A 23,637-nucleotide genomic window follows, 5' to 3' on the forward strand; every position below is an offset into this window, starting at 1 on the left:
TCGACGTGACGCGCGAGTATGCGATGACCGGGTTCACCGTCCGCGAGCACCGGGTCGAGGTTCCGGTCGACTGGTCGGCACCGGACCGGTTCGGGTCGATCGAGGTGTTCGCTCGCGAGCTGGTGGACCCCGAGAAGGCGTCCGACGACCTGCCGCTCCTGCTGTTCCTGCAGGGTGGGCCGGGCGGCCAGGGACCTCGACCGCTCGGTGGTGGATGGGTCGCCGCGGCACTCGAGAAGTACCGCGTGATCCTCCTCGACCAGCGCGGGACCGGCCGGTCGTCGCCGGTCGACGGACGGGTCATCAGCGGCGTCGTCGATGCTGCCGGTTACCTGGCGTGCTTCCGCGGCGACGCGATCGTCGCCGACGCCGAGCACCTGCGGTCCACCGTCTACGGGGGCCGGCAGTGGGCGACCCTGGGGCAGTCGTACGGCGGGTTCCTCACCCTGACCTACCTGTCGCGGCACCCGTCGGCGTTGACCCGCTGCTACGTCACCGGGGGACTGCCGCCCGCCACGGTCGACGCCGAGGCCGTCTACGCGGCCACGTTCCGACGGCAGGCGGCGCGCAACCGGGAGCTCGCGCGCCTGCACCCGACCGACGTGCCGCTGCTCGGCGCCGTCGCGGACCTCCTGTCCGACCGACCGGTCGTCCTGCCCACGGGGGAGCCGTTCACGGTCGAACGGCTCCAGCAGCTGGGGCAGGGGCTGGGGATGAGCACGGGGGTCGACGCGGTCCACTGGTTGCTCGACACAGCGCTGACCCCCGCCGGCACGCTGTCCGACGCGTTCCTCGGGGCCGTCGTCCGCGAGACCGGGTTCGACAGCAACCCGCTGTACGCGGTGCTCCAGGAGGTCATCTACCACCAGGGCACCCGGTCACCCGGCTGGGCCGCACAGGACGAGCGCGACCGGTGGCCGTCGTTCGCTCCGGACGCCCGCCCGCTCCAGCTCACCGGCGAGACGATCTTCCCGTGGATGTACGAGCAGCACGCCGCGCTGCGACCGTTCCGCGAGGCCGCTGAGTCACTGGCCGCCCGTCCCGAGTGGCCCGCGCTCTACGACCTCGACCGGCTGGCCGCCAACGAGGTGCCCGTGGCGGCCGTGCAGTACTACGACGACCCGTACGTGGACCTGGACCTCGCGCTGGCGACGCCCGTCGGCAACCTGGACGTCTGGATCACGAACGAGCACCTGCATGACGGGCTCCGCGTTGCCGGCGACACCATCCTGCCGAGACTCTTCGACCTGGCGGCGGGCAAAGCCCGCGTCACGGGCCGCTGACTGCCGTCCTCACGTCTCGGGGTCGGCGTGGGGCGCGTCGTCACGTCTCCGGGGTCGGCTCGTGGCCGGGGCGGCCGTGCGTGCGGTTCTCCTCCTTGAGGCGGGCTTCGTACACGTGCCGACGCCCCGCCATGAGCTCGTCGCGGACGCGCTTCTCGGCCGCCTCGAACACCCGGTAGTAGTCCTCGTCGTACGCCTCGACCACCTGGAACGTCCACCGGCCCGGCAGCACGTTGCGGCCGACGAGCTCGGCGCGGAGCTCGTCGGCGAGCTCCGGGTGTCCGGCCTCCGCCAGCTGGTCCAGTGCGTCGGCCAGCTCGTTGTCGGCGCGGCCGGTGAGCCGGTGGAACGCGTAGAGCATGCCGCGGGCGTGCTCGACCACCTCGAACGCGGCCGTCAGCGCCCCGACCGCGTCGACCACCGCCTCGGAGGTCCCAGGCGGTGGTCGGTGGTCGTCGTCACGCTCGTCGGCCATGTGTCGATGGTCGCCGCGCCCGCGACCCGGCGCACGTCGACGCCACCGCCACCTCACGCACGTCGACTCGAGGGTCGCCGTGCAGCGGCGAACCAGCCATGAGTGTCGTGACCTCTGCCCGTGACGACACCCATGGCTTGTTCGCCGCCGATCCCGCCGCGACGAACCCGACATGGGTGTCGTCATCGGGGTCGAGACGGCACCCATGTCGGGTTCGGCTGGCGGGGTCAGGGGCGACGGCCCGGGCCGCCTCCGCCGGGGGCGCCGGCCATGCCGGCGATCGCCTCGCCGGCTGTTGCCGTCGTCGCGACCGTCGTGCCGGTGCTGTCGCCCGCTGCCGCGAGGCCGCCGGTCGTGTCGCCGGTGACCGCGCCGCCCGTCGCGGCCGAGTAGGTGTCGCCGGAGACGACGTCCGCCGACGCGTAGACCAGCGACGAGAAGTCCTTGGTCGACTCGAACGCGGCGACCTCCGTGCCGTCGGCGTCGAGGACGTGGACGACGGTGCCGGCGACCTGCGTCGAGTCGAACGTGAACGCGACGAACGACTGCGCGGAGTCGGCGCCGGGGGTCATCGCCATGCCCGACGCACCGGCCGCCAGGAGCGTGCCGCCCGACACGTCGAACGTGCCGTCCACGTCGAGCGCGCCGTTGCCGTCGTTCGTCGGACCGCTGACGACGGCCGTGCCGCCGGTCATGGTGAGGAACCCGTTGGCGTCGAGGCCGTCGCCGCCGGAGTCGACGACGATCGTGCCGCCGCTGATCGTGAGCCCGACGTCGGTGGACGCCGCAGTGCCGGGCGCCTGCTCTCCGGTCGCGCCAGGGTCCGACGCGTTCACGCCGTCGTCCGAAGCGACGACGCTGGTGTCGCCGCCGGCGATCGTGATGAGACCCGCCTCCAGACCTTCGACGGATGACGTGATGTCGAGCGTCCCGTCGCTGACCTGCAGCGCCTGGTCGCCGTGCACGCCGTCGTCGCCGGCCGCGAGCGTCAGAGCGCCGCCCGCGATGCTCACGACACCGTCGGAGCCGATGGCGTCGTCGGCCGCGTCGACGAGCAGCTCCCCGCCGCCGACCACCACCGAGACCGTGCCGGAGACGCCCTTCGGGGCGGCGTCGTCGGCGAGCGTGGCGTCGTGCCCGCCGCCGGCGACGATGCTCACCGTGCCGTCCGCGAGGATCGCGTCGGTCTGCGCGGCCACGCCGTCGTCCCCAGCGGTGACGTCCACCGAGCCACCCGTGACCTCGACGTACCCGAGGGTCTCGTCCTCGTCGTTGTCGGACTTCAGGCCGTCGCCGCCGGCCGTGATGTCGAGGGTGCCGCCGGTGACCACCAGGTAGTCCTTGCCGCGGATCCCGTCGTCGACCGCGTCGACCGTGATCGTGCCACCGGCGATGACGAGGCCGTCCTTGGCGGCGATCCCGTCGTTGCCGTTGCCGTGGACCGTCAGGGAGCCGTCGCCGGTGATGGTCAGGTCGGCGCTGCTGAACAGGGCCGCGCTCGCCTCGTCGGTGTCGGAGTACGCCGTGGTGTCCGTCAGGACGTTCTCGCCCTCCAGGTGGACCACCACCTGGTCGGCGTCGAGCACCTGGAGCGGGGAGGTGGTGCTGCTGCCGATCGAGGCGTCGTCGAGGATCAGGTGGACGACGCCGTCGTCGGTCGTGCTGACGACGACCGAGCCGTCGGCGAGGGTGCCGCTGAGCCGGTAGGTGCCCGCGGCGGTGATCGTGATCGTGCTGCCGTCGACGGTCACACCGTCCGTGGCGGCGGGTGCGTCGAGGCTGATGGTGACCTCGTCGTCCGAGGCGGTCAGGTCGACGTCGTCGCGGGCCGTGTTGGCGGCCATCGCCTGCTCGACCGTGACGTTGGCGTCGGACGTCGTCGTGACGGTGCTGCTGCCGTCGGTGCTGTCCGCAGCGTCGGCGGTCGCCGTGCAGCCGGCCAGCAGGGCCGCGACGAGGGCGGCAGGGACGAGGATCGTGGCGTTGAGGCGTCGCATGGGGGTGCTCCTTCAGAGGGTGACGTGCCGGTCGAGGACGCGGCGCCACGGGTGGTGGGGGAGGTCGGCGTGCAGGGCGGCCATGCCGGTGCCGTACTTGGAGATGCGCACAGGGCGGTGGCCGTGCCGCCACAGGAGGCGGTCGGTGGAGGAGGGCGTCGACCCGGTCTTCGTCTCGATGACCACGCGGTCCGGCAGCGCGAGGGACGCTCCGGTGATCGCCGACGTCCACACCAGGCCGGTGTCGATGGTCGTGCGGCTCGCTGTGGCCGGGAGGAAGAGGGTCGTGCGGCGGTACGTGCTGACCAGCGTCTTCTCGACGCCCACGCCGCTGTCCAGGACGTCGTCGGCGAACCGGCGACCCTCGTCGGTCAGGGTGTCGCGCTCGTCCGGGTCGTACGGCAGACGCGTCTTGACGGTGCTGCCGCGCGGGCCGCGCGTCTTGACCTCCACCCAGCACAGCGCGGAGTCCACGTAGGTGCGGGTGCGGAGCTTGAACCGCCGACGACGCCGGTGGGCCGCGCCCAGGTAGCTGGTCAGGTCGGGGGTGTCGAAGTAGACGGACTCGTACGCGAAGTCGCGCCGGCCGTCGATCTCGAGGACGCGGGCGCCAGGCTCGATGCCCCGCAGGATCTCCTGGACCGCCTGCGCCGGAACCACGTACTTGCGGTCGATGCGGGTCTGCAGGCTCGCGCGTTCCGTGAGCTCGGCGAGGTCGATGGCCATCATGCCGGGACCCGCTCGCGCACCGAGGCGAGCTCGTACCGGACATCGACGCACGTGGTGTCGTTGACGAGGTCGACGCGCTGCACGATCGCGGTGTGCACGGTCGCGCCGAGCAGCCGTTCCAGGTGCGCGACGAGCGCGGTCTCGTCGGTGATCGCGGAGTCCAGCACCATCGTCTGCTGCCGGTACCGCCGCAGCATCCGCGGGTGGTCCACGACGGCCATGACCGCCACGACGAGCACCATCAGAGCGGCGTTCACGGCGGACGGCGTGGTCGACAACCCGCCCAGCAGCCCGAGCGCCAGCGCCGAGAAGTAGTACGCCACCTCGTGCTGCGTCAGCTCCGTGGACCGCAACCGGATGATCGACAGCACCCCGAACAGCCCGAGCCCGAGGCCCGCGCCGACCGTGCTGCCGGCGAGCGCCGTCGCGACGGCGAGCACCCCGACGTTCACGCCGAGGTACGCGACGACGAGGTCACGCCGGCGGTGCCGGGGGAAGTAGACGCCGAACGCCAAGACGCTGATGGCGACGAGGTCGAGCGCGAGGAGCGCGTACTGAGTCATGGGAACCCTCCTTGTGGGACGGGTTCCATTCAGCGGTGCGTGCCTGTGCCGATGCTGTGCGGGGGCTGAGGGGAGCGTCTGTGTCGGACGCTGTCGTTCCGGGTCTCCGCGTACGACGCGGCGTACGTCGCGCTCGCGGAGCGGTTGGGCGCCGTCCTCCTCACGGCCGACGCACGGATCACCGGAGCGCCGGGCATCACGTGCCCGATCGAGGTGGTGGCGCTGCCTCGGTGAGCCTCAGTCGCCCAGCACCCAGCCGTGCGGCTCCGCCAACCGGTCCGCGGACTCCGGCCCCCAGGAACCCACCGCGTACGGCTCGGGCGCCGCGCGGTCGGCGCGGAGCATCGGGGCGAACGCGGTCCACGCGGACTCGAGGCCGGTGGCCGTGGTGAACAAGGTCCGGTCGCCGACGAGCACGTCCTCCAGCAGCCCGGCGTAGGGCGGCAGCGACTCGCCGGGCTCGACGTCGGACAGCGCGAGGTCGGCGGTCCCGGTGCCCAGCTCGAGGAAGGCGCCGGGCCGCTTGACGGTGGTCGTGACCTTGAGCTCGCCCGATCCCGCCAGGGAGACGATCACGCGGTTGGGGCCGACGGGGGAGCCGAACAGCTCGTCCGGTGTCCGCAGCACGAGCGTCACCTGCTGCGCCGACGCCGCCATCCGCTTGCCGGTGCGGAGCAGGAAGGGGACGCCACGCCACCGGTCGGTGTCCACCCAGAGCCGCGCGGCGACGAACGTGTCGGTCGTCGAGTCGTCGGGCACCCCGTCGATGTCGCGGTAGCCGTCGTACTGCCCGAGGACGACGTCCTGTGCCGGGTCGAGCGGGCGGAAGTGCGCGATGACCTCCTCCCGCGCGGGGCCCAGGTTCGCGGCGTCGAGCCTGCGGGGCGGTTCCATCGCGACCTCGGCGGCCACCTGGAACAGGTGCGTGACCAGCATGTCGAGCGCCGCGCCGGTCGCGTCGTAGAACTCCGCGCGCTGCGCGACGTCGAGCGTCTCGGGCACGTCGATCTGCACCTGCTCGACGTGCTGCCGGTTCCAGATGCCACCGAACAGCTCATTGGCGAACCGCAGGACGTGCAGGTTCTGCGTCGCTTCCTTGCCCAGAAAGTGGTCGATCCGGAACACCTGCTCCTCGTCGAACGCGTCGTGGACGGTCGCGTCGAGCTCACGGAACGTCTCCAGCGACGTCCCGTACGGCTTCTCGTAGACGACGCGGACGCCGTCGGTCAGCCCGGCCTTCTTCAGCGCACGGGTGATCGGAGCGAACGACGACGGCGGGACCGCGAGGTAGTGGATGACGGTGACGTCGCCTCCGAGGGCCTCGCGGAGCCGGTCCAGCTCGCCGGGCAGCTCGTCGGCGCTGTCGTCCTCGCTGACGTCCCCGCAGTACGCGGTGTGCTGGGTGAGCTCCGGCACGCCCTGTGCGGCCTCGTCGTCCCCGAACTCCTCGACGGCGTCGCGCAGCAGCTGGTCGAACTCCTGCGAGCTGATCGGCGAGCGGCCCGTGCCGAGCAGCGCCCACCTCTCCGGCAGCAGGTGGCGTCGCTGCAGCGTGGCCAGCGCGGGGAGCACCATGCGCTTGGCCAGATCGCCGCGCGCGCCGTGCAGGACGAAGATCAGAGGCTCGGTGGGCGCCATCGGGATACATCCTCACGACGGTGACGGTGGGGAACTCGACGGTACGTTCGCTCGCCGATGAGCGCGCGGCGGGCCGGACCGGACGGCAGGGAGCTGTCATGACGACGTATGTCGGGATCGACCTGGCCTGGGCGGCGCGAGCGAAGACGGGTCTGGCGGCGCTCGACGAGGACGGGCGGCTCGTCGCGTCGACGTCCGCGATCACCGACGACCAGATCGCCGCCTTCGTCGAGACGCACGCGTCCGGGACCGTCGTCGCCGCCATCGACGCACCTCTGATCGTCCCGAACGCCACCGGCTCGCGCGTCGCCGAGCAGCTGATCAGCCGCGAGTTCGGCCCGTACAACGCCGGCGCGTACCCGTCGAACCGCTCGCGACCGCTCTTCGACCCTCCGCGCGCCGAGACGCTCTGCGAACGGTTCGGCTGGGACCCCGACCCGGCCACCCCGCCCGGGCGCGACCGCTCCGTCGCGATCGAGGTCTACCCGCACCCCGCGATGGTGGTCCTGTTCGCGCTGGCGACCGTGCTGCCCTACAAGGCGAAGCCGGGGCGGGACGTCGAAGGGCTGAGGACGGCGTTCCTCTCCCTGCTCGGCCATCTGGAGCGCGTGTGCGACGAGCCGCTGCGGCTCACGACGTCGCCACGGTGGGCGCAGATCCGGTCCGCGGTCGCCTCGGCCTGGCGCATCGCCGACCTCGACCGGATCGAGGACGAGGTCGACGCCGTGCTCTGCGCGTACCTCGCGTGGCTCTGGGGAACGGGCTCGCCGACGATGCGCGTGGTCGGTGACGTCGCAGGCGGCTACATCGTCGTCCCGGGCAGCCCGTCGGTCCCTCCGCTGCGTCCGACGAAGGCGGGCTCGTCGTTCCCGGTCTGAACGGAAGGAGATCGCCGTGGGGATCCGGGACCCTCGCGCGACGACGACCGCCTCGCGCCTCGAATGACGTCATACGTAGCATGCACACGATTCGTTTCAGTCCTTGAGTCTCCGAGGACGCTCTGCCACTGTCGCGACAGCACGTTGTGAGCGCTCACATGGCTCCGGCGCGCGGACTGCCACGGCAAAGGAGCCTCCTGTGCAGATCGACCCCACGGACGCGAACCCGGCGCCGACGACCGACGTGACCCGCAGGCAGGTGCTCAAGGCCGCCGCCGTCGTGGCCGGCGCCGCGTCGCTCCCTCTGACGTGGTCGGCGTCGCCCGCGTCCGCGGCCGCCCCACCGGAGGTCGGCACGGCGAACGGCCTGGCGCTCTGGTACGAGCAGGGTGCGGGCACGGACTGGCTGCGTGCGCTGCCGATCGGCAACGGCCGCCTGGGCGCGATGGTGTTCGGCAACGTCGACGTCGAGCGGCTGCAGCTCAACGAGGACACGATCTGGGCCGGCGGCCCGTACGACCAGAGCAACACGCGGGGCGCCGGGGCACTGTCGCAGATCAGGCAGGCCGTCTTCGCCAACCAGTGGGGCCAGGCCCAGACCCTGATCGACCAGAACATGCGGGGAATCCCGGCGGCGCAGCTGTCGTACCAGACCATGGGCAACCTGCGGCTGACGTTCGCCGGCGGGGGCTCCGGGGTGTCGGAGTACACGCGGTTCCTCGACCTGAGCACGGCCGTCGCCGGCAGCTCCTACGTGCAGAACGGCGTGCGGTTCCGTCGCGAGATGCTCGCCAGCGCACCGGACCAGGTGATCGCGGTGCGCCTGACCGCGGACCGGGGCGGCTCGATCACGTTCTCCGCGACGTTCGACAGCCCGCAGCGCACCACGGTGTCCAGCCCGGACTCCACGACCGTCGCGATCGACGGAGTCTCCGGCGACCAGCGAGGGCTGTCCGGCAAGGTGAGGTTCTCCGGCCTGGCGCGGGTGGTCGCCGACGGGGGCACCGTCAGCAGCTCGGGCGGCACGGTGCAGGTGCGGTCCGCCAACAGCGTCACGCTGCTCGTGTCGATCGGCACGAGCTACGTGAGCTACCGCGACGTCACCGGCGACTACCAGGGCAAGGCCCGCACGTTCCTCACCGCGGCGGCCGCCCGGACGTGGGACGACCTGCGCAGCCGGCACGTCGCGGACTACCAGCGGCTGTTCTCGCGCACGTCGCTGGACCTCGGCCGGACGGCCGCGGCCGACCAGCCCACCGACGTGCGGATCTCCCGGCACGCGAGCGGCAGCGACCCCCAGTTCTCGGTGCTGCTGTTCCAGTTCGGCCGGTACCTGTTGATCTCCTCCTCCCGGCCGGGCACCCAACCGGCGAACCTGCAGGGCATCTGGAACGACTCGCTCGCCCCGGCGTGGGACTCGAAGTACACGCTCAACGCGAACCTGCCGATGAACTACTGGCCTGCGGACACGACGAACCTGGCGGAGTGCTACGAGCCGGTGTTCGGCATGATCCGCGATCTCACGGTCACCGGCGCCCGCACGGCGCAGGTGCAGTACGGCGCCGGCGGCTGGGTGACGCACCACAACACCGACGGGTGGCGGGGCTCGTCGGTCGTCGACTTCGCCCAGGCCGGCATGTGGCAGACCGGCGGCGCGTGGCTGGCGACCATGATCTGGGACCACTACCAGTTCACCGGCGACACCGCCTTCCTGCAGGCCAACTACCCGGCCATGAAGGGCGCCGCCCAGTTCTTCCTCGACACCCTGGTGCCAGAGCCCTCGCTGGGGTACCTCGTCACCAACCCGTCCAACTCCCCGGAGCTCGACCACCACTCCGGCGTCAGCGTGTGCGCCGGGCCGACGATGGACAACCAGATCCTGCGCGACCTGTTCCACGGCGTCGCACAGGCCGCCCTGGTGCTCGGCGTCGACGCGGACTTCCGGACCCGGGTGCTGGCCACCCGCGATCGGCTGGCTCCGATGAAGGTCGGCTCGCGCGGCAACATCATGGAGTGGCTGTACGACTGGATCGAGACCGACCGCACCCACCGGCACGTCTCCCACCTGTACGGGCTGCACCCGAGCAACCAGATCACCAAGCGCGGCACGCCCTCCCTCTACACCGCTGCCCGCCGCACGCTCGAGCTGCGCGGCGACGACGGCACCGGCTGGTCGCTCGCCTGGAAGATCAACTACTGGGCGCGGCTGGAGGAGGGCACCCGCGCCCACGACCTCCTCCGGCTGCTGGTCACGACCTCCCGGCTGGCGCCGAACATGTTCGACCTGCACCCGCCGTTCCAGATCGACGGCAACTTCGGCGCCACCTCCGGCATCGCCGAGATGCTGCTGCAGAGCCACAACGGCGAGCTGCACGTCCTGCCGGCCCTGCCGTCAGCCTGGCCGAACGGACAGGTGCAGGGGCTGCGCGGGCGCGGCGGCTACACCGTGGCCGCGCGCTGGGGCGGCGGGCAGCCCGACGAGGTCACGGTCCGGTTCGATCGCGACGGCACCGTCAAGGTGCGCGGCCGGTTCCTCACCGGGACGTTCACGGTCACCGACACCACCAGCGGCGGCACCGTCACCGTCACCAAGCCCGAGAGCGACGCGATCGCGCTGCCGGGACTGGCCGGGCGGACCTACCGCATCGTCGGTCAGGCGCAGCAGCCGCAGCCGACGGGGTACGTGCGGATCTCCAACGTCACCACCGGCCTGGTCCTCGACAGCGGCGGCACCGTCGCGGGCGGCGCCAACCTCAAGCAGTGGAGCTGGGACGCCAGTACCAACCTGCAGTGGCAGCTCGTCGACCTGGGCAGCGGCTGGTACCGCATCGTCAACCGCTCCAACGGGTTCGTCCTGGACAGCTGGGGCAACACCGCCAACGGCGCGGTGTGCCGGCAGCTCGCCTGGAACGGCGGCGTCAACCAGCAGTGGCGCCTGAACGACGTCGGCAACGGGCGCCGCCAGGTCATCAACCGGGGCACCGGGACCGCGCTGGACGGTATGGGCAACAGCACCGCCGGGTCCACCGTCGCCATGTGGGCCCCCAACACCAGCACCAACAACCTCTGGACCGTCACGGCCCTCTGAGCCGGTGCTGGTGGGGCGGGTGCGGGGGCTGACCCCGGGGCGTCGATCGGTCAGCGGGCCGCCAGCCGGGCGGCCGTGCGGGCTGCCTTGGAGCTGCCCGCGAACCCCCGCAACCACGGCTGGAGCGTCGGCGGTGTGGGTCGCCCGGCGCGCAGGAGCTCGTCCTCGAGGACGGCGAGTACCGCGTGCACGCCGTTGGTCGCCCGGTCCGTGTGCGGCAGCGTGGCGGTCAGCGTGTCGACGACGAACGCCGACGCCTGCGACGAGATGGAGGCAAGGTCCTTCCACGACGGTGCCGACCGGGACAGCAGCCCCGCGCCGCCGAACGTCGTGACGCCGTCGGCCAGCACGTCCGCCGTGAGCCGATCCGCCCGCACCAGCCGGTGGACCGCGTCCACCGCGTGCACCCGCTGGTCCGGCCGGCCCGCGGCGAGCCCTGCCGCGAGGGTCACGGCGGCCAGCCGCCCGAGCCTGCCGGGGTGCGCACCAAGAGCGTCCAGGACCGGGATGGCGTCTCGCTCGACCTCGGTGCTGATAGCAGCGTTCAGCACCGAGCCCGCCGTGGAGACCAGGAAGTGCTCGGCGTCGGCGGGCCAGATCGTCGCGGCCCACCCCACGTAGGCGCCGAGGTCCGAGCGGCCGAAGTTCGCGCTCCACGTGTCCGCGACGGGCGTCCGGGCCTCGTCCGACGCCGCGGCTGCGGTGTGCTCGTCCGGCATTCGCCACCCGTCGTCCGACCTACCCAGCTGGCACAGTCCCGTGGGTTGGTCCGCGACCACCTGGTAGAGAGCGTCGGCCAGACGGAGATCCCACGCCCACGAGGTCCACGTGTGCACCCCGCGGCGGTCCTCGTAGCGCTCGGTCTCGGACGCCGTCCGCACCTGCACGTCCAGCGGATGTGCGCGTCCGGCGCCGTCGAGCCCCAGCCGGAGGAGAACCGCGTCGACCTCCGTCACCGTCCGGGTGCGCCCGGCGGCGACCCATGCGGCGCGGTCGTCGCGGTCGAGATCCGGCTCCGCAGGGCCACCCAGGGCGTACCGGACCGGAGCGGGCAGCGCGTCGGCGCCCACCGTCGTCCGGCCCTCCGGGTGCAGCCGCAGGAGCGCGGCGACGAGGTCGAGGGGCGCCGGGTCGGGCGTCCGGGTCAGCCTGTCGATCAGCGTGGCCGCGTGGATCCAGCCGGACGGGTGCTCCGGTGCGGCGAGCAGCGGAGCGGGCGGGCGACGGCCGCGCACCACGTCGGCGACCTCCTCCATGCGGCCGACCAGGTGCGCGACGGGCAGCGTGGCGTTGGTGAGGTAGCCGCTGTACGTGAGCGGTAGCGCAGCGGCGTCCTCACCGAGGCCGACCAGCACCAGGCGCGCCACCGCCGCCCGCAGGGTCGCGGGTGCCTCGCCGTCGCGACGGGCTCGTGCGACCAGGGTGGTCGCACGAGCGCGCAGCGGTGCGAGCAGCCGGGTGTCGGGCGTCGCCGAGAGCCCGGCGAGCACCATCTCCAGCCCGATGACGTCGTCGCTGCCCTCGAGCAGCGCGGCGAGGAGCTCGGTGAGGTCGTTGCCCGTCGCCACAACCGGCGTCGTCGGCTCGAGGTCGGCGGGGACCCGGAGGTCGGGCTCGATCGTGCCGGCCACGCCGAACTCGACGGCGACGCTCGGTGCGAGCACGTCGGCCGCGCCCGCGACGGCATCCGTGTCGCCCACACGGGTGAGGAGCTGAGCGGCCGCGCGCTGGACGTCCGCGTGCGGGTGGCCGAGCGCCGTCGTCGCGGTGCCCACGACGTCGTCGGTTCCCGCCGCACCGTCGGCATGGAGGTCGGCGAGCAGGCGGAGGGCATCCAGGGCGGTGCCCTTGACGGGGGAGAGGGCCGCCGGTGCCATCGCCCGAGCCGTCGCCGGTCCGTCGAGACGCCCGGTCCCCACGAGCGACCGGAGCTGCTTGACCGCCAGCGCGACCGTCGGCTTCACGTCGCTGCGCAGGAGCGACCGCAGCGCGCCCTGCCGAGCCGCGACCTCGTCCTCGCTGGGCTCCAGGGAGACCCAGAACCTACTGAACCAGCCCGCGCGGAACGCGCCGAAGTCACGGTCCAGCGCGGCGAGGCAGCTGTCCAGGACACGGCTGCGGTCCAGGTCGCCCGCGTCGGTGAGCACGCGCACCGTCGCCGCCCAGGAGACCTCCTCGGGCGTGTACTTGTCGATGGCGGCCAGGCTGACCTCGCCGCCGCCCTCGACCTCGAAGATGCGCCAGATGGTCGTGGTCAGGAGCTCCGGGTCGGCCCGGAGCGGGACGGTCGGCGGGTCGCCGCCCAGCCCGCCGATCAGCGCGAGCGCATACGTGTCGTCGTGCGGCGGGCTCACGAGACCGCGGCGCTCGAGGATGCGGACCGTCGTGAAGTCGCCACCCCGATGGCTGAACCGTCCCGCCTCGTCGAGCCGTGTGGCCACCAGGCCGGCGAGCCACCGCGGCGCTCCGGCACCCGGGTCGGCCGGTCGCTCACCGGCGGCCGCGGCAGCGAGCGCGTCGTCGACCCCACGCCACAGGAACAGGTCCCGGAACGACGGACGTTCCTCCTGCCGACGCATCTCGGCGAGCTGCCGTTCGCCGTGCTCGTGGAGCAGCCCGGCGATCACCTCGGTGGGTACTGCCACCAGCTCGTCGTAGGTCGTCGTCGTCCGCACACCGAGATCCTCGCTGATGCGTGTGCTCTAGGGTCGGCGTTTGTGGCGGCGGTCGAGCAGGTCTACCGGTACGCCCGACCGTCGTCGGTCGGCGTCCTCGACGGGCTGCCCGACCTGTACCTGGCGACGAGCGGCGGCTCGGCGGAACCGAACCCGTACTTCTTCGACGGCACCCTGGGCCACGCCGAGCAGATGGCGGCCGCCCTGCTGGTGGTCGCCCGCGTCGCGCGGACCCGGTTCTACGTCCCGCCCGGCATGCTCGCCGCGGTCCTGCGCGCAGCCGACCCCGTGGTCACCAGCAACGGCGACCGTCTGCGGTTCGAGAGCTTCTCGGCGTGCTGCGGGGTGCACGTCCGCCTGGACGCGCTACCCGGAGCGCTCGGCGGTCCGGCCCTGGCGACGGGGACGACGAACGTCGACGTCAACCCGCCCATGCGGCAGGCGCTCGCGGGCGTGTCCGGCGACGACGCGCTGCACCTGTCCGTCGGCGAGGGCCTGACGGTGACGACCGCGACCGGTTCGGTGACCGAGGAGAAGGTGCCGCTGCCCGAGCGCTGGCTGAAGGGCTTCGCGGAGGTTCAGGTGGCGGGCTCGACGATGGTGCCGGTCCTGGAGGTCGGCGCGGTGGAGGCCCGGCGGTTCGTGCAGGGCCTGCCGCGCACCGGGTCGGGTGCGCTGTGGGCCGTGCCGACCGGGCGGGCACTCCGGCTGACCAGCCGTCCGTCGGCGAACGCGGTGCCGGTGGCCGGCGCCCACCGGCTGCGGGTCCTCGAACCCCTGCTCCGGTTCGCGACGGGCCTGCGCGCCTACGCCCCGGCCGTCGCCGGACCGGCGCCGAGCATCTGGGAGCTCGTGCTCCACGACGCCCGGGTGTCCGTGACGCTCAGCCCCGAGGTCAGCCGCGGGTTCTCCGGCGAGGGCGGCGTGCTCCGCGACCTGGCCGACCCGTCGTCCGGTGCCGACGCGGACCTGGTCGCCGCGCTGCTCGCGTTCGAGCCACGGATCGACGTCACGGCACTCTCCGTCGACGCTGCCCTCCCGCCCGAGCGCGTCCTGCGGGCCCTCGGCCGGCTCGGCGCGGCCGGCCGGGTCGGGTACGACGCCCACGACGCCGGCTACTTCCACCGCGAGCTCCCCTACGACCCGGCGGTGCTCCAAGGCATGCACCCGCGGCTGGCCGACGCCCGCGCGCTGGTCGCCGCCGGCGCGGTCGTCGTCGACGGTGACGTCGCGCGCGTGCGCAGCGGGGATGTCGAGTACGTCGTGCGGACCACCGTCACCGGCACGCGCTGCACCTGCCCCTGGTACGGCAAGCACCAGGACTCGCGCGGGCCGTGCAAGCACGCGCTCGCGGTGGAGCTCGTCACGAGCTCGCGACCGGCCCTGGGCGGCGGGGCCGGGTCACCGTGAGCATGAGCGCAGCCCACACCGCCGAGATGCCCGCACCGACGAGGAACCCGATGCCGACGGCCCGCGGCGGGGGGCCGCTGTCCTGGTTGCTGAACGCGAACGACGTCATCCCCCCGCCCGAGCAGGTGACCTCCCGGGTGGTCGGTGCGTAGATCGTGCCGACCAGGGTCACCACACCGAGCGTGGGGTCGTCGGCCGTGAGGTGATCGTCGGCCAGGTCGAGCGTCGCGGGGACCTCCTCCGGCGTGAGCCAGGTGCACGTGACAGCGCGGGGGTCCTGGACGTCCGCGCCCCAGACCGCCAGCGTCCTGCCGCCGGCCTCTCCGCTGGCGCCGGCGGCGACGGGTGCGGACAGCGTAGGACTCGGAGGTGCGCTCGAGACGCGGAGCATGATCAGGCCGACCGTCCCGAACAGCACGACCCCGAACACAGCGAGGAACCCGGACGCGCGAGCAACTCGGCGGAGCAGCGTGCCCAGCTCGCTCACGACGAGATCTCGACGGACTGCAGGATCGTGTCCAGAGGGGTGTCGTCGAACGTGTCGCGCGGGCCGATCGCCTTGACGATGATCTGCTCGCCGGACTCGAGGTCCGCGACGAGCCACCGCGACCGCAGCTCAGCCGTGGTGCCGTCGCTGCGCTGGACGTCGCTGACGAACGTCACGGTGGCGACCGAGGAGGCCCCGGCAAGCTCGCCGCCACCGGTCTCCACGTCGTCGGCCCCCGTCGTCGCCTTCTCGCCGAGCATCAGCGCTCCAGCCTCCGCGGCCGCGTCACGGGTCGGCGAGCTCTGCACGGTCACCAGGACCCCGGCGCGCACGCGCTCGTCGTTCTCGGGTGCGGTGATCGCGACCGTCTCGTCGGTGTCCGAACCCGGGTACAGGTCCGCCCCGGCCGACTGCTCCCACTCCGCCGGGACGTGGAAGGTCGCCGGGCCGACCGCGACGGACTGCCACGACGGGTCGATGCTCGGTCCGGCAGCGGGCGCGTCGGCCGCGCACGCGCTCAGGCCGAGCGTGGCCGTGGCCACGAGCGCGCCCCATCGGGTGTACCTCATGTGGTGCCTCTCTGGTGCGGCCGCGTCGCGCGGCCGGGATGCAGGGGTGGGACGGATCATTGCGCCAGGCAGCCGGAACGCTCGACCATGCCGGCGCCATCCCAGTAGGAGTATCCCGTGGCATGGCGGGTGGTCGCCGTGTAGTCACCGGAGATGCCGACCTTGACCAATGCCTCGACGTCCACGTTGCCCCCGTTGGTCGAGGCGTCGATCGCGTAGTCCTGGCTCCATGTGTAGCCCTCGTCCTTCGCGGTCTGCTGGAAGTCCGACCACGTCTCGCCGTAGTTCAGCGTGCTGACGTCGAAGGCGCCGACCTCCTGGGTGACGCCGGGCACCTCGATCCCGAGGCCGAGCGCGAGCTTCGCCGCGGTGACCCGCTGGCCCTGCGTGTCGAGGGGCACCTGCCAGGTGGTCTGGCGGTAGTCCACGTAGTCCAGCGGGTCGTCCGCCCCGTTGTTGGTCGACGACGTGTCGGCGTAGCCCGATCCGAGGGTGACGAGCCGCATGGCGGTGGCGACCCCCTCGGCGTCGCGGTCCACCTCGACCGTCACCGCGCCGCCGTAGGACGCGACGGCGGACGCGAACTCGGTCCACTCGTCACCCACGGTTCCCGACGCGCGGACGACGCCGGCCGAGCTGGCCGTGAACACGTCCGTCGTCCGGCCGTCGCGGTACTGCGTCTGGCCCTCGTAGATCCCCGCCTCGACGGTGCCGCTGGCGTCCCAGTCGATCAGCGTGGCGAACGCCTCGCCGGACGCGCTGACGCCGACCTTCACGAACGTCGACTCGGCGTCGAGCTGCTCCAGGTCCGACGCGCCGGTCACCCAGTCGGCGAAGTCGCGGCCGATCCAGTGGTCGCCGACCATGTTGTCCTTCACGTCGTCGCTGTCGGCCGCGTGCAGGATGTTCCACGCCTCCTCGTCGCTCGACGCGTAGAAGACGTCGCCGAACTTGAGCTGGTCCGTCACCGAGCCACCGATGCCGATAGCGGCGCCGTACCTGTTGTCGTTGACGATCGCCGTGGCGTCGAAGCCGAGGCCACCCTCGATCCCCGCGCCGACGGCCCCGGTGCGTGTGAGCCGGTGCCGGCCGTCGCCGAGCGACTCGACGAACCACGTCTTGCCGCCTTCGAGCTGGACGCCGAACGCCAGTGACCCCTGCCACGAGCCACCGTCACCCGAGATGACGCAGGGCGGCGGCGGGACGTAGTCCTCGGCAGCACGCGAGGGCCCGCTCGTGCACTCGCCGCCGCCGAGGCTCGTGAGCTCGCACAGCGCCGTCGCCACCTTGTCGCCGAGCGAGAAGCGGGTGAGCCCGGCGACGAGCGCGACCACCAGGAGCGCGACCGCCGCCACGATGCCGACGTACTCGAGGGTGCCGGCGCCGGCATCGGGTCCGCCCGCTGACCGGCGTGAAGACTTCTGGGACGGGTGGCGATCGTCGTCAGCCCTGCGGTGCACGTGGTCCCTGTCGTCGGTCCGGTTCGTCTGCCCGCTCAGGGTAGGGGCGCCGTTGCGCGCGGGTGGCGGTTTCGGCGGCCAGTTCGGTCACAGGGTGACGGTCACGCGGTGGCGGTCACCCAGCGAAGTCGGGGGAAGCGAGCGAAGTCGCGGTCCTGCGACACCCAGGTCGCCCCGTGCTCGATGGCGACGGCCGCGTGCTGCGCGTCGGCGACCAGGTTCCCTCGGGCGTCGGCCGACCGGCACAGCTCCGCGACGAGGTCCCAGTGACGAGGGCCGGGCGCCACCCGCGAGACGTTCGGATGCGCGCGGAGCGAGTCGATCAGGTCGAGCGCGTCCGCGAGAGGCGTGGGCTGCGCGAACACCCGGGGGTGGGTCAGTACGCGCAGCGTGCCTCCGAGGACCGCGTCCGTGAGCCCGAGGGTCTCCGGTCCGTCGACCGTCCGTTCGACCCAACCCCGGAGCTCGAGGTGCTGGGAGGCGTCGCGCCGGAACGCGCCGACCAGCACGTTCACGTCCGGGAGGATCACCGGCCCTCCATCACGTCGAGCAGCGCCGACGAGTCCTGCAGGTCCACGCCGGGGAGCAGGCCACCCTCCCCGACCGGCCGCAGGACGAACGGAGCGCGCTCGGCCGGGACGGTCGCCCGCCGTCGCAGGGCCTCCCGCAGAGCGTCCTCGACGAACGACGTCATGGTCTCGCCGGACTCGGCGGCCGTCGTCTTGACCGCACGGTAGAGGTCGTCGGGAAGGAGCAAGGTGGTGCGCATGCAGATCAGCATACGCGCGATATGCGGATATGCCTAGCCGACCGGTGTCGGCATCCGCATCGCGCGCGCGACGCGGTCGAGGATCGCGTCCAGCACGGCTCCGCGGTCGAACTGCAGGGCGTGCAGACGGGCACGCGTCTCCCAGCCGGCGCGCTCGTCGGGGGACATCGCGAGGATGCGGTCCAGCGACGCGGCGATCGCCGCCGGGGACTCGACCGGGACGATCAGCGCGCAGTCGCCGACGGCCTCACCGATGCCGCCGGTGTCCGTGGTGATGATCGGTCCGCCGCCGGCGAGCATCTTCTCGGCCAGCGCGATGCCGAACGTCTCGACGAACTCCGGCCGCGGCTTGCTCGGCAGCACGTACGCGGCGGACGCAGCCATGAGGTGGGCCTTCTCGTCGTCGTCGACGTCGTCGAAGAACACGATCCGGTCGGCGGCCGACGACGCGGCGGCAAGCTCCTGCAGGCGACCGGCGTCGGGACCGTTGCCAGCGATGACCAGCTGGAGGTCGTCGGAGGCACGGCTCTGCGCGAAGCCCGCGATGAGGTCGTCGACGCCCTTGGCGTGCGCGAGCCGGGAGAGGAACAGGACGTAGCCGTCGGCGGTCAGGCCGCGGGAGGCGAGCACACGCTCGCTCTCGGCGGCGTCGAGGTCCAGGTACGAGCCGACGTCGATCGCCGGGTAGGAGACCGTGACGCGCTCGCGGCACTGGGCGGCGAACGTGGTGCCGTGCTTGGCGTCGATGGCGGCGGCCTCGGCGATGATCAGCTCGCGCGTGTAGTCGCTGACCGCGAGGCACACGTCGTGCTCGAGGTAGCTCGACAGCACGTGCGCCGCGGCCCCGAACTCGTCCTTCTCGACGCAGGCACGGACCACGTTGGTGACGTCGGAGCCGACGGCCTCCGCCACGGTCGTGACGTTCACAGGCAGACCGGTCCGGCGCGCGACGTGCACGGCGTCGGCGACGGCGAGCGAGTGCGGGCTCAGGTACAGCGACATCGCGACCGTCGGGACGCCATCCGTGAACAGCTCCACGAGCCGGCCGACGATCCCCGCGAGCCAGCGCCCGTCGGGAACCTTGTAGTCGCCCACCGGCTCAGGTCGCTCGACGGTGATCCCCGGCGAGTACGGCAGCACACCGTCCAGCGGCTTGAGGGGCAGGCCCGTCGCCTGCAGCCGGTCGATGGGCCACGTGACGATGCGGACGTCGTCGAAACCCCGCTGCAGGGCAGCCTCGGCGAGGTTGCGGGCCTCTCCCGAGTGACCGCAGATGACCGGGTCGGCGCGGACGACGATGACGAGACGGCGGTTCGGGAACACGGCGACTCCTGGGTCAGCGCCGCAACGCGGCGGTCGGAGGATGGGTGCTGACGGACGGCGGCCGGACGGTGGTGCCCCAGTCGCTCGGCGTCGGACCGAGCTCCAGGTGCAGGCGTCCGCCTCGATGGAGCTCCGTTCCGGTGAGCCACGTGCGCTCGAGCCGAACGCCGTCGAGGTGCACGGAATGTACATACTGCGTGGGCCCGTCGGGGGTCGGTTCGACGAATCCGGTGGTCTCGATCGTGAGGTTCCGGTCGCCGACGTCGATGCTCGACTCCCGCCACGCGGGGGCGCTGATGAGGAACAGGTTCTGGCCCGCGACCGGGAAGAGCCCGAGCGACGCCCACACGAACCACGACGAGAGCCCGCCGGAGTCGTCGTTGCCCGGCAGGCCGCCGCGGCCGGTGCCGAACTGGTTCTGCACGATGGCCTGCACCACCTCGGCGGTCCGGTCCGGGCGGCCGGCGTAGTGGTACGACCACGGCGCCTCCATGTCCGGCTCGTTGTTCAGGCCCTCGAACCGGTTGAGCGCGTACCCCGCGGCCATCTCCTCGATCGCCGGCCGGAGCCCCGGCTGGGTGACGGCGGGCGCGCCGAACCCGAAGAACTGGTCGAGCTGCGCGACGAACGCGTCGTCGCCACCCGAGAGCTTGATGCGCGCCGCCATGTCGTGCAGCAGCCGGAACGAGTAGTTCCAGCGCCCACCCTCGTAGTAGGTGGAGTCCTGCAGCAGACCGGTCTCCTCGTCGAATGCGTTGATCCACCGCGCCGCCAGGGGCGTGAACTGCTCGACGAGCGCCGGGTCACCGACGTGTGCCGCGATCTGCGACGTGCACCAGTACCCGAACGCCAGGTCCAGGGTGTGGCTGATCGGGTGCACCTTGCCGCGCAGCAGGAAGTCCTCGCCGTACGTCCGACGCAGGTCGTTGTGCATGTGCACCAGCGCCCAGTCCCAGTCCATGCCCGGCAGCCCGAGCTGGCAGAGGTCGGCCAGGAACGTGTGCGCCAGCGCGGACGCCTGCCGGCTGAACTGGTCGGCGCCACGGGCCATCCGGTACCCGATGGGGAGGTTCCCCTCCTCCTCCGAGATGTACAGCAGCGCGTTCGCCAGCTCGACGGCCTTGTCCGGCATGAGCGTCGTCAGCAGCGGCAGCTGCGTCCGGTAGATGTCCCACATGGTCGCGAGGTCGAACGCGAACGGCCCGTCCGCCGGCCAGAACGGCGACTCGTCCGGCGCCAGGCACGGCTTGATCAGCGAGTGGTACAGCGCCGTCGAGAAGACCGTCTGCTTGTCCTTCGACGAGGTGTCGACCCGGATCTTGCCGAGCGCCTCCTGCCAGGTCGTCGCGGTCGCCGCCCGGCGTTCCGCAAAGCTCGACGGCCCCGGCCCGCACTCCTTCTCGAGGTTCTCCCGCGCCTGGTCGACCCCCCGCAGGGAGAACCCGAACCGCAGCTCCACCACCTGCCCGGGTTCCGACGGCCCCGCCCACATCAGCCCGAACGGCCGCAGCGTCGTCGGCCGGATCCGGTCGAAGTCCAGCCGCGTGCCGCCCGGCATGAGCCGACGGTCGTACCAGAGCAGCTGGCGCCACCGCGGGTCGTCGCACTCCACATGGATCGCCAGCGGAGCACCCTCGACCACGATCTCGCCCTGTGCGATCCCCGGGCTGATCGAGTGCAGGTGCGCCCGCAGCGGCACCGTACGCCCGTGCGGGATCGACAGCCCGCCCAGCGAGAAGTCGATGACCAGCCGCGCGTCCCGGTGCGCCGGGAACGTGTACCGGTGCACGGCGCTCTTCGGTCCGACCGTGATCTCCGCCCGGATGCCCGACTCCAGCGTCGCCGTGTAGTAGCCCGGCTCGGCGCTCTCGTCGACGACGTCCCACAGCTGACCCAGGTCATCCAGCGGCTGCAGCATCGGCGTCACGCGGAAGTAGTTGTAGTACTTGCGGATCGCGCCCGTGCCCGACTGCTGGAAGTGCGTGAAGCCGCTGGCCACCTGCCGGTCGTACAGCTCCGTCGGGAGACCTTCCGTGCCCAGGTCGTACCGTCCGTAGCCCGTCGGGTACGCGCCGCTGTACGCGCACGCGCTGACCATGCCCAACGGGTACGTCGCACCCGGGTGCGTGTTGCCGACCTGCGGCTTCGGCCACCACCACGTCTTCGCGAGGTCGTTCTGCGGCGCCAGGCTCGTGGCCTCCGTGCCGATGAAAGGGTCGACGCGCTCGAACATCCGCCGCTCCTCGCGCACCTCGTCGGGACGACAGGGTCGCGTGCGGGCGACGCCTGCGTCTATGCCTCGTTGGGGGGACGGTACGTCGGGAGTGTTGCGGGGGGGTTTCGGAGTCGGACTGCAACCCAGCGTGTCGACGGAGCTCGAACATCCGTACGACACGCCGGTGCCCGGTCGTTGCCGAACGTTGACTCAGCTGCCAAGCTTAGGTCGAGCCCGGACTACTATCCGAGCGCGGCGCGTGCCAGTACCCCGAACGCATCCTGAGAGACAGGCCGATGAAGTGACTCGTGATGCCAGGACCGTGGCCGAACAGCCCGCACGCTTCAGCTTCGTGGACCTCTTCGCCGGCATTGGCGGCTTTGCTGCGGTGCTTCGCGGCTACGGCGGGAAGCCCGTCTACTCCGTCGAGATCGACAAGCGCGCAGCGAAGGTCTACGAGCTCAACTGGGGTCACAGCCCGCTCGGCGACATCACTAAGGACGCGAACGACGAGGTCATGGCCGTGCCTGCGCACGACATCCTCGCCGCTGGGTTTCCGTGCCAGCCCTTCAGCAAGTCGGGTGCGCAACGCGGTATGGACGAGACCCGCGGCACGCTCTTCTGGAACATCTTGAAGATCATCGAGGCGCATCACCCCACCGTGGTGCTGCTCGAGAACGTCAGGAACCTGGCAGGTCCCCGGCACTTCCACGAGTGGCAGGTCGTCGTGGAGAGCCTGCGCGCTCAGGGGTACCGCGTGTCCGAGACTCCGGCGGTGTTCTCGCCTCACCTGCTACCGCTCGAGGCTGGTGGCCGGCCGCACGTCCGCGAGCGTGTCTTCATCACCGCCACGTACGACCCAGACGATCTGATGGGCGGGGTCGACCCCATGCCGGCGGTGGAGAACCGGAGCTTGCGTGGGGGCGAGGAGTGGGATCTCGAGGCCGACCTTCCGCTCGATCCCGAGCATGAGGTCGAGGGATTCGGCCTTGGCGACGACGAGCGAGCATGGATCGACGCCTGGGACGAGTGGGTGCGCGTCTTGCGGGCAATCCACCAGTCGGAGGCTCAGCGCGTCGGCGAGAAGGCGAGACGACTGCCGGGGTTCCCGGTCTGGGTCGACGCGTGGGTCCATGAGGACGATCTGCTCATCCCCGAGGGGACACCTTCATGGAAGGCCAACTTCCTTCGGAAGAACTCCGCGCTGTACACCGCTCATCGCGACGCCTTCGAGGAATGGATCGAACGTCACGGCGTTCGAGACTTCCCGCCGTCGCGCCGGAAGTTTGAGTGGCAGGCACAGGACACGGCCACGCTCTGGGAGTGCGTCATGCAGATGCGACCGTCGGGTATCCGTGCCAAGCGCGCGACCCATCTGCCGGCGCTCGTCGCCATCACGCAGACGTCGATCGTCGGCACGCGGGAGCGGCGGGTCTCGCCTCGTGAGGCTGCGCGGCTTCAGGGCCTTCCCGACAACTTCGAGTTCGGCGACCAGCCGGCGTCCGCGACATACCGGCAGCTCGGTAACGGCGTGAATGTGGGCGCCGTCTGGCACGTTCTTCGCGAGCATGTGATGAGGGACGAGGCGATCCTCAAGACGACCGAAGCGGGTCGTCGGATCTTCAGTGCCGTCGTCACCGATTCGCCCCAGTCTCCCGACGACGTCATGGAGTCAGTCGTCAGGGACGGCCAGACGCGCGCGAGCGACTGACGCCGCGATCCTGACCGCAGCCGCATGTGGATCTTCGTGTTCCCACACCCGGATCACGATCCACCCGAGCTCGCCGAGGATTCGGTTGGTGTCCTGATCTCGCGCTTGGTTTGCCTCCAGCTTCTGCGTCCACCAGCGGGAGTTCAGACGCGGACTGGTCCCGTGCAGTGGGCATCCATGCCAGAAGCAGCCGTCGACGAAGACCGCGACGCGGGCACGAGTGAAGGCCACGTCGATGCTCCGCCGACGTTGACCTGGCACCGGAAATGCGACGCGATACCGCAGGCCGAGGGCGTGGAGGGCGCGTCGGAGCGCGAGCTCGGGAGCGGTGTCCCTGCGGCGTGCAAGTGACATCCGTCGAGAAATC

The 23,637-nt window shown here is 71.8% G+C and carries 19 protein-coding genes; 5 read left to right on the top strand and 14 right to left on the bottom strand.

The window, feature by feature from the left end; translation table 11 throughout:
• The first annotated feature begins 5 nt into the window (after positions 1 to 5).
• Positions 6 to 1,283, top strand: coding sequence for an alpha/beta fold hydrolase (locus ASD16_RS09765; RefSeq protein ID WP_235523228.1), 1,278 nt, complete (start codon positions 6 to 8; stop codon positions 1,281 to 1,283).
• A gap of 40 nt (positions 1,284 to 1,323) precedes the next feature.
• Here the strand turns inward: ASD16_RS09765 and ASD16_RS09770 are convergent, their stop codons facing one another.
• The 5 genes from ASD16_RS09770 to ASD16_RS09790 form a co-directional block, all read right to left on the bottom strand.
• Positions 1,324 to 1,758, bottom strand: a complete 435-nt coding sequence (locus ASD16_RS09770) for a hypothetical protein (protein ID WP_055916301.1) — start codon at positions 1,756 to 1,758, stop codon at positions 1,324 to 1,326.
• A 227-nt stretch (positions 1,759 to 1,985) separates the two neighbouring features.
• The gene (locus ASD16_RS09775; RefSeq protein WP_055916302.1) at positions 1,986 to 3,755 is read right to left on the bottom strand and encodes a carbohydrate-binding domain-containing protein; all 1,770 of its coding nucleotides are present in this window, start codon (positions 3,753 to 3,755) and stop codon (positions 1,986 to 1,988) included.
• Positions 3,756 to 3,767: 12 nt separating this feature from the next.
• Positions 3,768 to 4,484 carry a polyphosphate polymerase domain-containing protein gene (locus ASD16_RS09780; RefSeq protein WP_055916304.1) on the bottom strand — a complete coding sequence of 239 codons (717 nt, stop codon included), beginning with the start codon at positions 4,482 to 4,484 and terminating at the stop codon, positions 3,768 to 3,770.
• The gene (locus tag ASD16_RS09785; protein WP_055916306.1) at positions 4,481 to 5,047 is read right to left on the bottom strand and encodes a DUF4956 domain-containing protein; all 567 of its coding nucleotides are present in this window, start codon (positions 5,045 to 5,047) and stop codon (positions 4,481 to 4,483) included. Before ASD16_RS09785 ends, ASD16_RS09780 begins: the two co-directional genes overlap by 4 nt.
• A gap of 237 nt (positions 5,048 to 5,284) precedes the next feature.
• Positions 5,285 to 6,685, bottom strand: coding sequence for a glucose-6-phosphate dehydrogenase (locus ASD16_RS09790; protein ID WP_055916308.1), 1,401 nt, complete (start codon positions 6,683 to 6,685; stop codon positions 5,285 to 5,287).
• 98 nt (positions 6,686 to 6,783) lie between these two features.
• Between ASD16_RS09790 and ASD16_RS09795 the strand changes: the two genes are divergently transcribed.
• Positions 6,784 to 7,563, top strand: coding sequence for a DUF429 domain-containing protein (locus ASD16_RS09795; protein ID WP_055916310.1), 780 nt, complete (start codon positions 6,784 to 6,786; stop codon positions 7,561 to 7,563).
• A gap of 199 nt (positions 7,564 to 7,762) precedes the next feature.
• Positions 7,763 to 10,651 (top strand): glycoside hydrolase N-terminal domain-containing protein, encoded by a 2,889-nt coding sequence (locus ASD16_RS09800; protein ID WP_200942929.1) that lies wholly within the window; start codon positions 7,763 to 7,765, stop codon positions 10,649 to 10,651.
• Positions 10,652 to 10,701: 50 nt separating this feature from the next.
• On the opposite strand, the gene ASD16_RS09805 is transcribed toward ASD16_RS09800, so the two are convergent.
• Positions 10,702 to 13,326 (bottom strand): DUF6493 family protein, encoded by a 2,625-nt coding sequence (locus ASD16_RS09805; RefSeq protein ID WP_055916312.1) that lies wholly within the window; start codon positions 13,324 to 13,326, stop codon positions 10,702 to 10,704.
• A gap of 42 nt (positions 13,327 to 13,368) precedes the next feature.
• On the opposite strand from ASD16_RS09805, the gene ASD16_RS09810 reads away from it, so the two are divergent.
• Positions 13,369 to 14,736, top strand: a complete 1,368-nt coding sequence (locus ASD16_RS09810) for an SWIM zinc finger family protein (protein WP_055916314.1) — start codon at positions 13,369 to 13,371, stop codon at positions 14,734 to 14,736.
• Here ASD16_RS09810 and ASD16_RS09815 read toward each other — a convergent pair.
• From ASD16_RS09815 to ASD16_RS09845, 7 genes are all read right to left on the bottom strand, one after another.
• On the bottom strand, positions 14,690 to 15,223 hold the full coding sequence (locus ASD16_RS09815; RefSeq protein WP_055916316.1) for a hypothetical protein: 534 nt from the start codon (positions 15,221 to 15,223) through the stop codon (positions 14,690 to 14,692). The two genes, ASD16_RS09810 and ASD16_RS09815, sit on opposite strands and share 47 nt — an antisense overlap.
• The gene (locus tag ASD16_RS09820) at positions 15,220 to 15,792 is read right to left on the bottom strand and encodes a hypothetical protein (RefSeq protein ID WP_157453880.1); all 573 of its coding nucleotides are present in this window, start codon (positions 15,790 to 15,792) and stop codon (positions 15,220 to 15,222) included. Before ASD16_RS09820 ends, ASD16_RS09815 begins: the two co-directional genes overlap by 4 nt.
• 56 nt (positions 15,793 to 15,848) lie before the next feature.
• On the bottom strand, positions 15,849 to 17,252 hold the full coding sequence (locus ASD16_RS09825) for a hypothetical protein (protein WP_055916320.1): 1,404 nt from the start codon (positions 17,250 to 17,252) through the stop codon (positions 15,849 to 15,851).
• A gap of 101 nt (positions 17,253 to 17,353) precedes the next feature.
• Positions 17,354 to 17,782 carry a type II toxin-antitoxin system VapC family toxin gene (locus ASD16_RS09830; protein WP_055916322.1) on the bottom strand — a complete coding sequence of 143 codons (429 nt, stop codon included), beginning with the start codon at positions 17,780 to 17,782 and terminating at the stop codon, positions 17,354 to 17,356.
• Entirely contained in the window at positions 17,779 to 18,021 is a 243-nt protein-coding gene (locus tag ASD16_RS09835; RefSeq protein ID WP_235523229.1) for a DUF2191 domain-containing protein, read from the bottom strand. Before ASD16_RS09835 ends, ASD16_RS09830 begins: the two co-directional genes overlap by 4 nt.
• 33 nt (positions 18,022 to 18,054) lie before the next feature.
• Complete coding sequence (locus ASD16_RS09840) at positions 18,055 to 19,344, bottom strand: glycosyltransferase (protein ID WP_055916326.1); 1,290 nt, start codon at positions 19,342 to 19,344, stop codon at positions 18,055 to 18,057.
• Positions 19,345 to 19,357: 13 nt separating this feature from the next.
• Positions 19,358 to 21,577, bottom strand: a complete 2,220-nt coding sequence (locus tag ASD16_RS09845; protein WP_055916328.1) for a glycoside hydrolase domain-containing protein — start codon at positions 21,575 to 21,577, stop codon at positions 19,358 to 19,360.
• 304 nt (positions 21,578 to 21,881) lie between these two features.
• Here ASD16_RS09845 and ASD16_RS09850 point away from each other — a divergent pair, with 304 nt between their 5' ends.
• Positions 21,882 to 23,270 carry a DNA cytosine methyltransferase gene (locus ASD16_RS09850; RefSeq protein ID WP_055916329.1) on the top strand — a complete coding sequence of 463 codons (1,389 nt, stop codon included), beginning with the start codon at positions 21,882 to 21,884 and terminating at the stop codon, positions 23,268 to 23,270.
• On the opposite strand, the gene ASD16_RS21400 is transcribed toward ASD16_RS09850, so the two are convergent.
• The gene (locus ASD16_RS21400) at positions 23,232 to 23,624 is read right to left on the bottom strand and encodes a very short patch repair endonuclease (protein WP_082570751.1); all 393 of its coding nucleotides are present in this window, start codon (positions 23,622 to 23,624) and stop codon (positions 23,232 to 23,234) included. The two genes, ASD16_RS09850 and ASD16_RS21400, sit on opposite strands and share 39 nt — an antisense overlap.
• Positions 23,625 to 23,637 lie beyond the last annotated feature (13 nt).

This window comes from Cellulomonas sp. Root485 (assembly GCF_001426705.1).
In the GTDB taxonomy this organism is placed as follows: Bacteria; Actinomycetota; Actinomycetes; order Actinomycetales; family Cellulomonadaceae; genus Cellulomonas.

Bases quoted from the DNA above. Each gene is read 5' to 3' on its own strand.
- ASD16_RS09845 (WP_055916328.1), bottom strand. From the start codon at position 21,577: ATGTTCGAGCGCGTCGACCCTTTCATCGGCACGGAGGCCACGAGCCTG.
- ASD16_RS09780 (WP_055916304.1), bottom strand. From the start codon at position 4,484: ATGATGGCCATCGACCTCGCCGAGCTCACGGAACGCGCGAGCCTGCAG.
- ASD16_RS09790 (WP_055916308.1), bottom strand. From the start codon at position 6,685: ATGGCGCCCACCGAGCCTCTGATCTTCGTCCTGCACGGCGCGCGCGGC.
- ASD16_RS09785 (WP_055916306.1), bottom strand. From the start codon at position 5,047: ATGACTCAGTACGCGCTCCTCGCGCTCGACCTCGTCGCCATCAGCGTC.
- ASD16_RS09775 (WP_055916302.1), bottom strand. From the start codon at position 3,755: ATGCGACGCCTCAACGCCACGATCCTCGTCCCTGCCGCCCTCGTCGCG.
- ASD16_RS09820 (WP_157453880.1), bottom strand. From the start codon at position 15,792: ATGAGGTACACCCGATGGGGCGCGCTCGTGGCCACGGCCACGCTCGGC.
- ASD16_RS09770 (WP_055916301.1), bottom strand. From the start codon at position 1,758: ATGGCCGACGAGCGTGACGACGACCACCGACCACCGCCTGGGACCTCC.
- ASD16_RS09795 (WP_055916310.1), top strand. From the start codon at position 6,784: ATGACGACGTATGTCGGGATCGACCTGGCCTGGGCGGCGCGAGCGAAG.
- ASD16_RS21400 (WP_082570751.1), bottom strand. From the start codon at position 23,624: ATGTCACTTGCACGCCGCAGGGACACCGCTCCCGAGCTCGCGCTCCGA.
- ASD16_RS09835 (WP_235523229.1), bottom strand. From the start codon at position 18,021: ATGCGCACCACCTTGCTCCTTCCCGACGACCTCTACCGTGCGGTCAAG.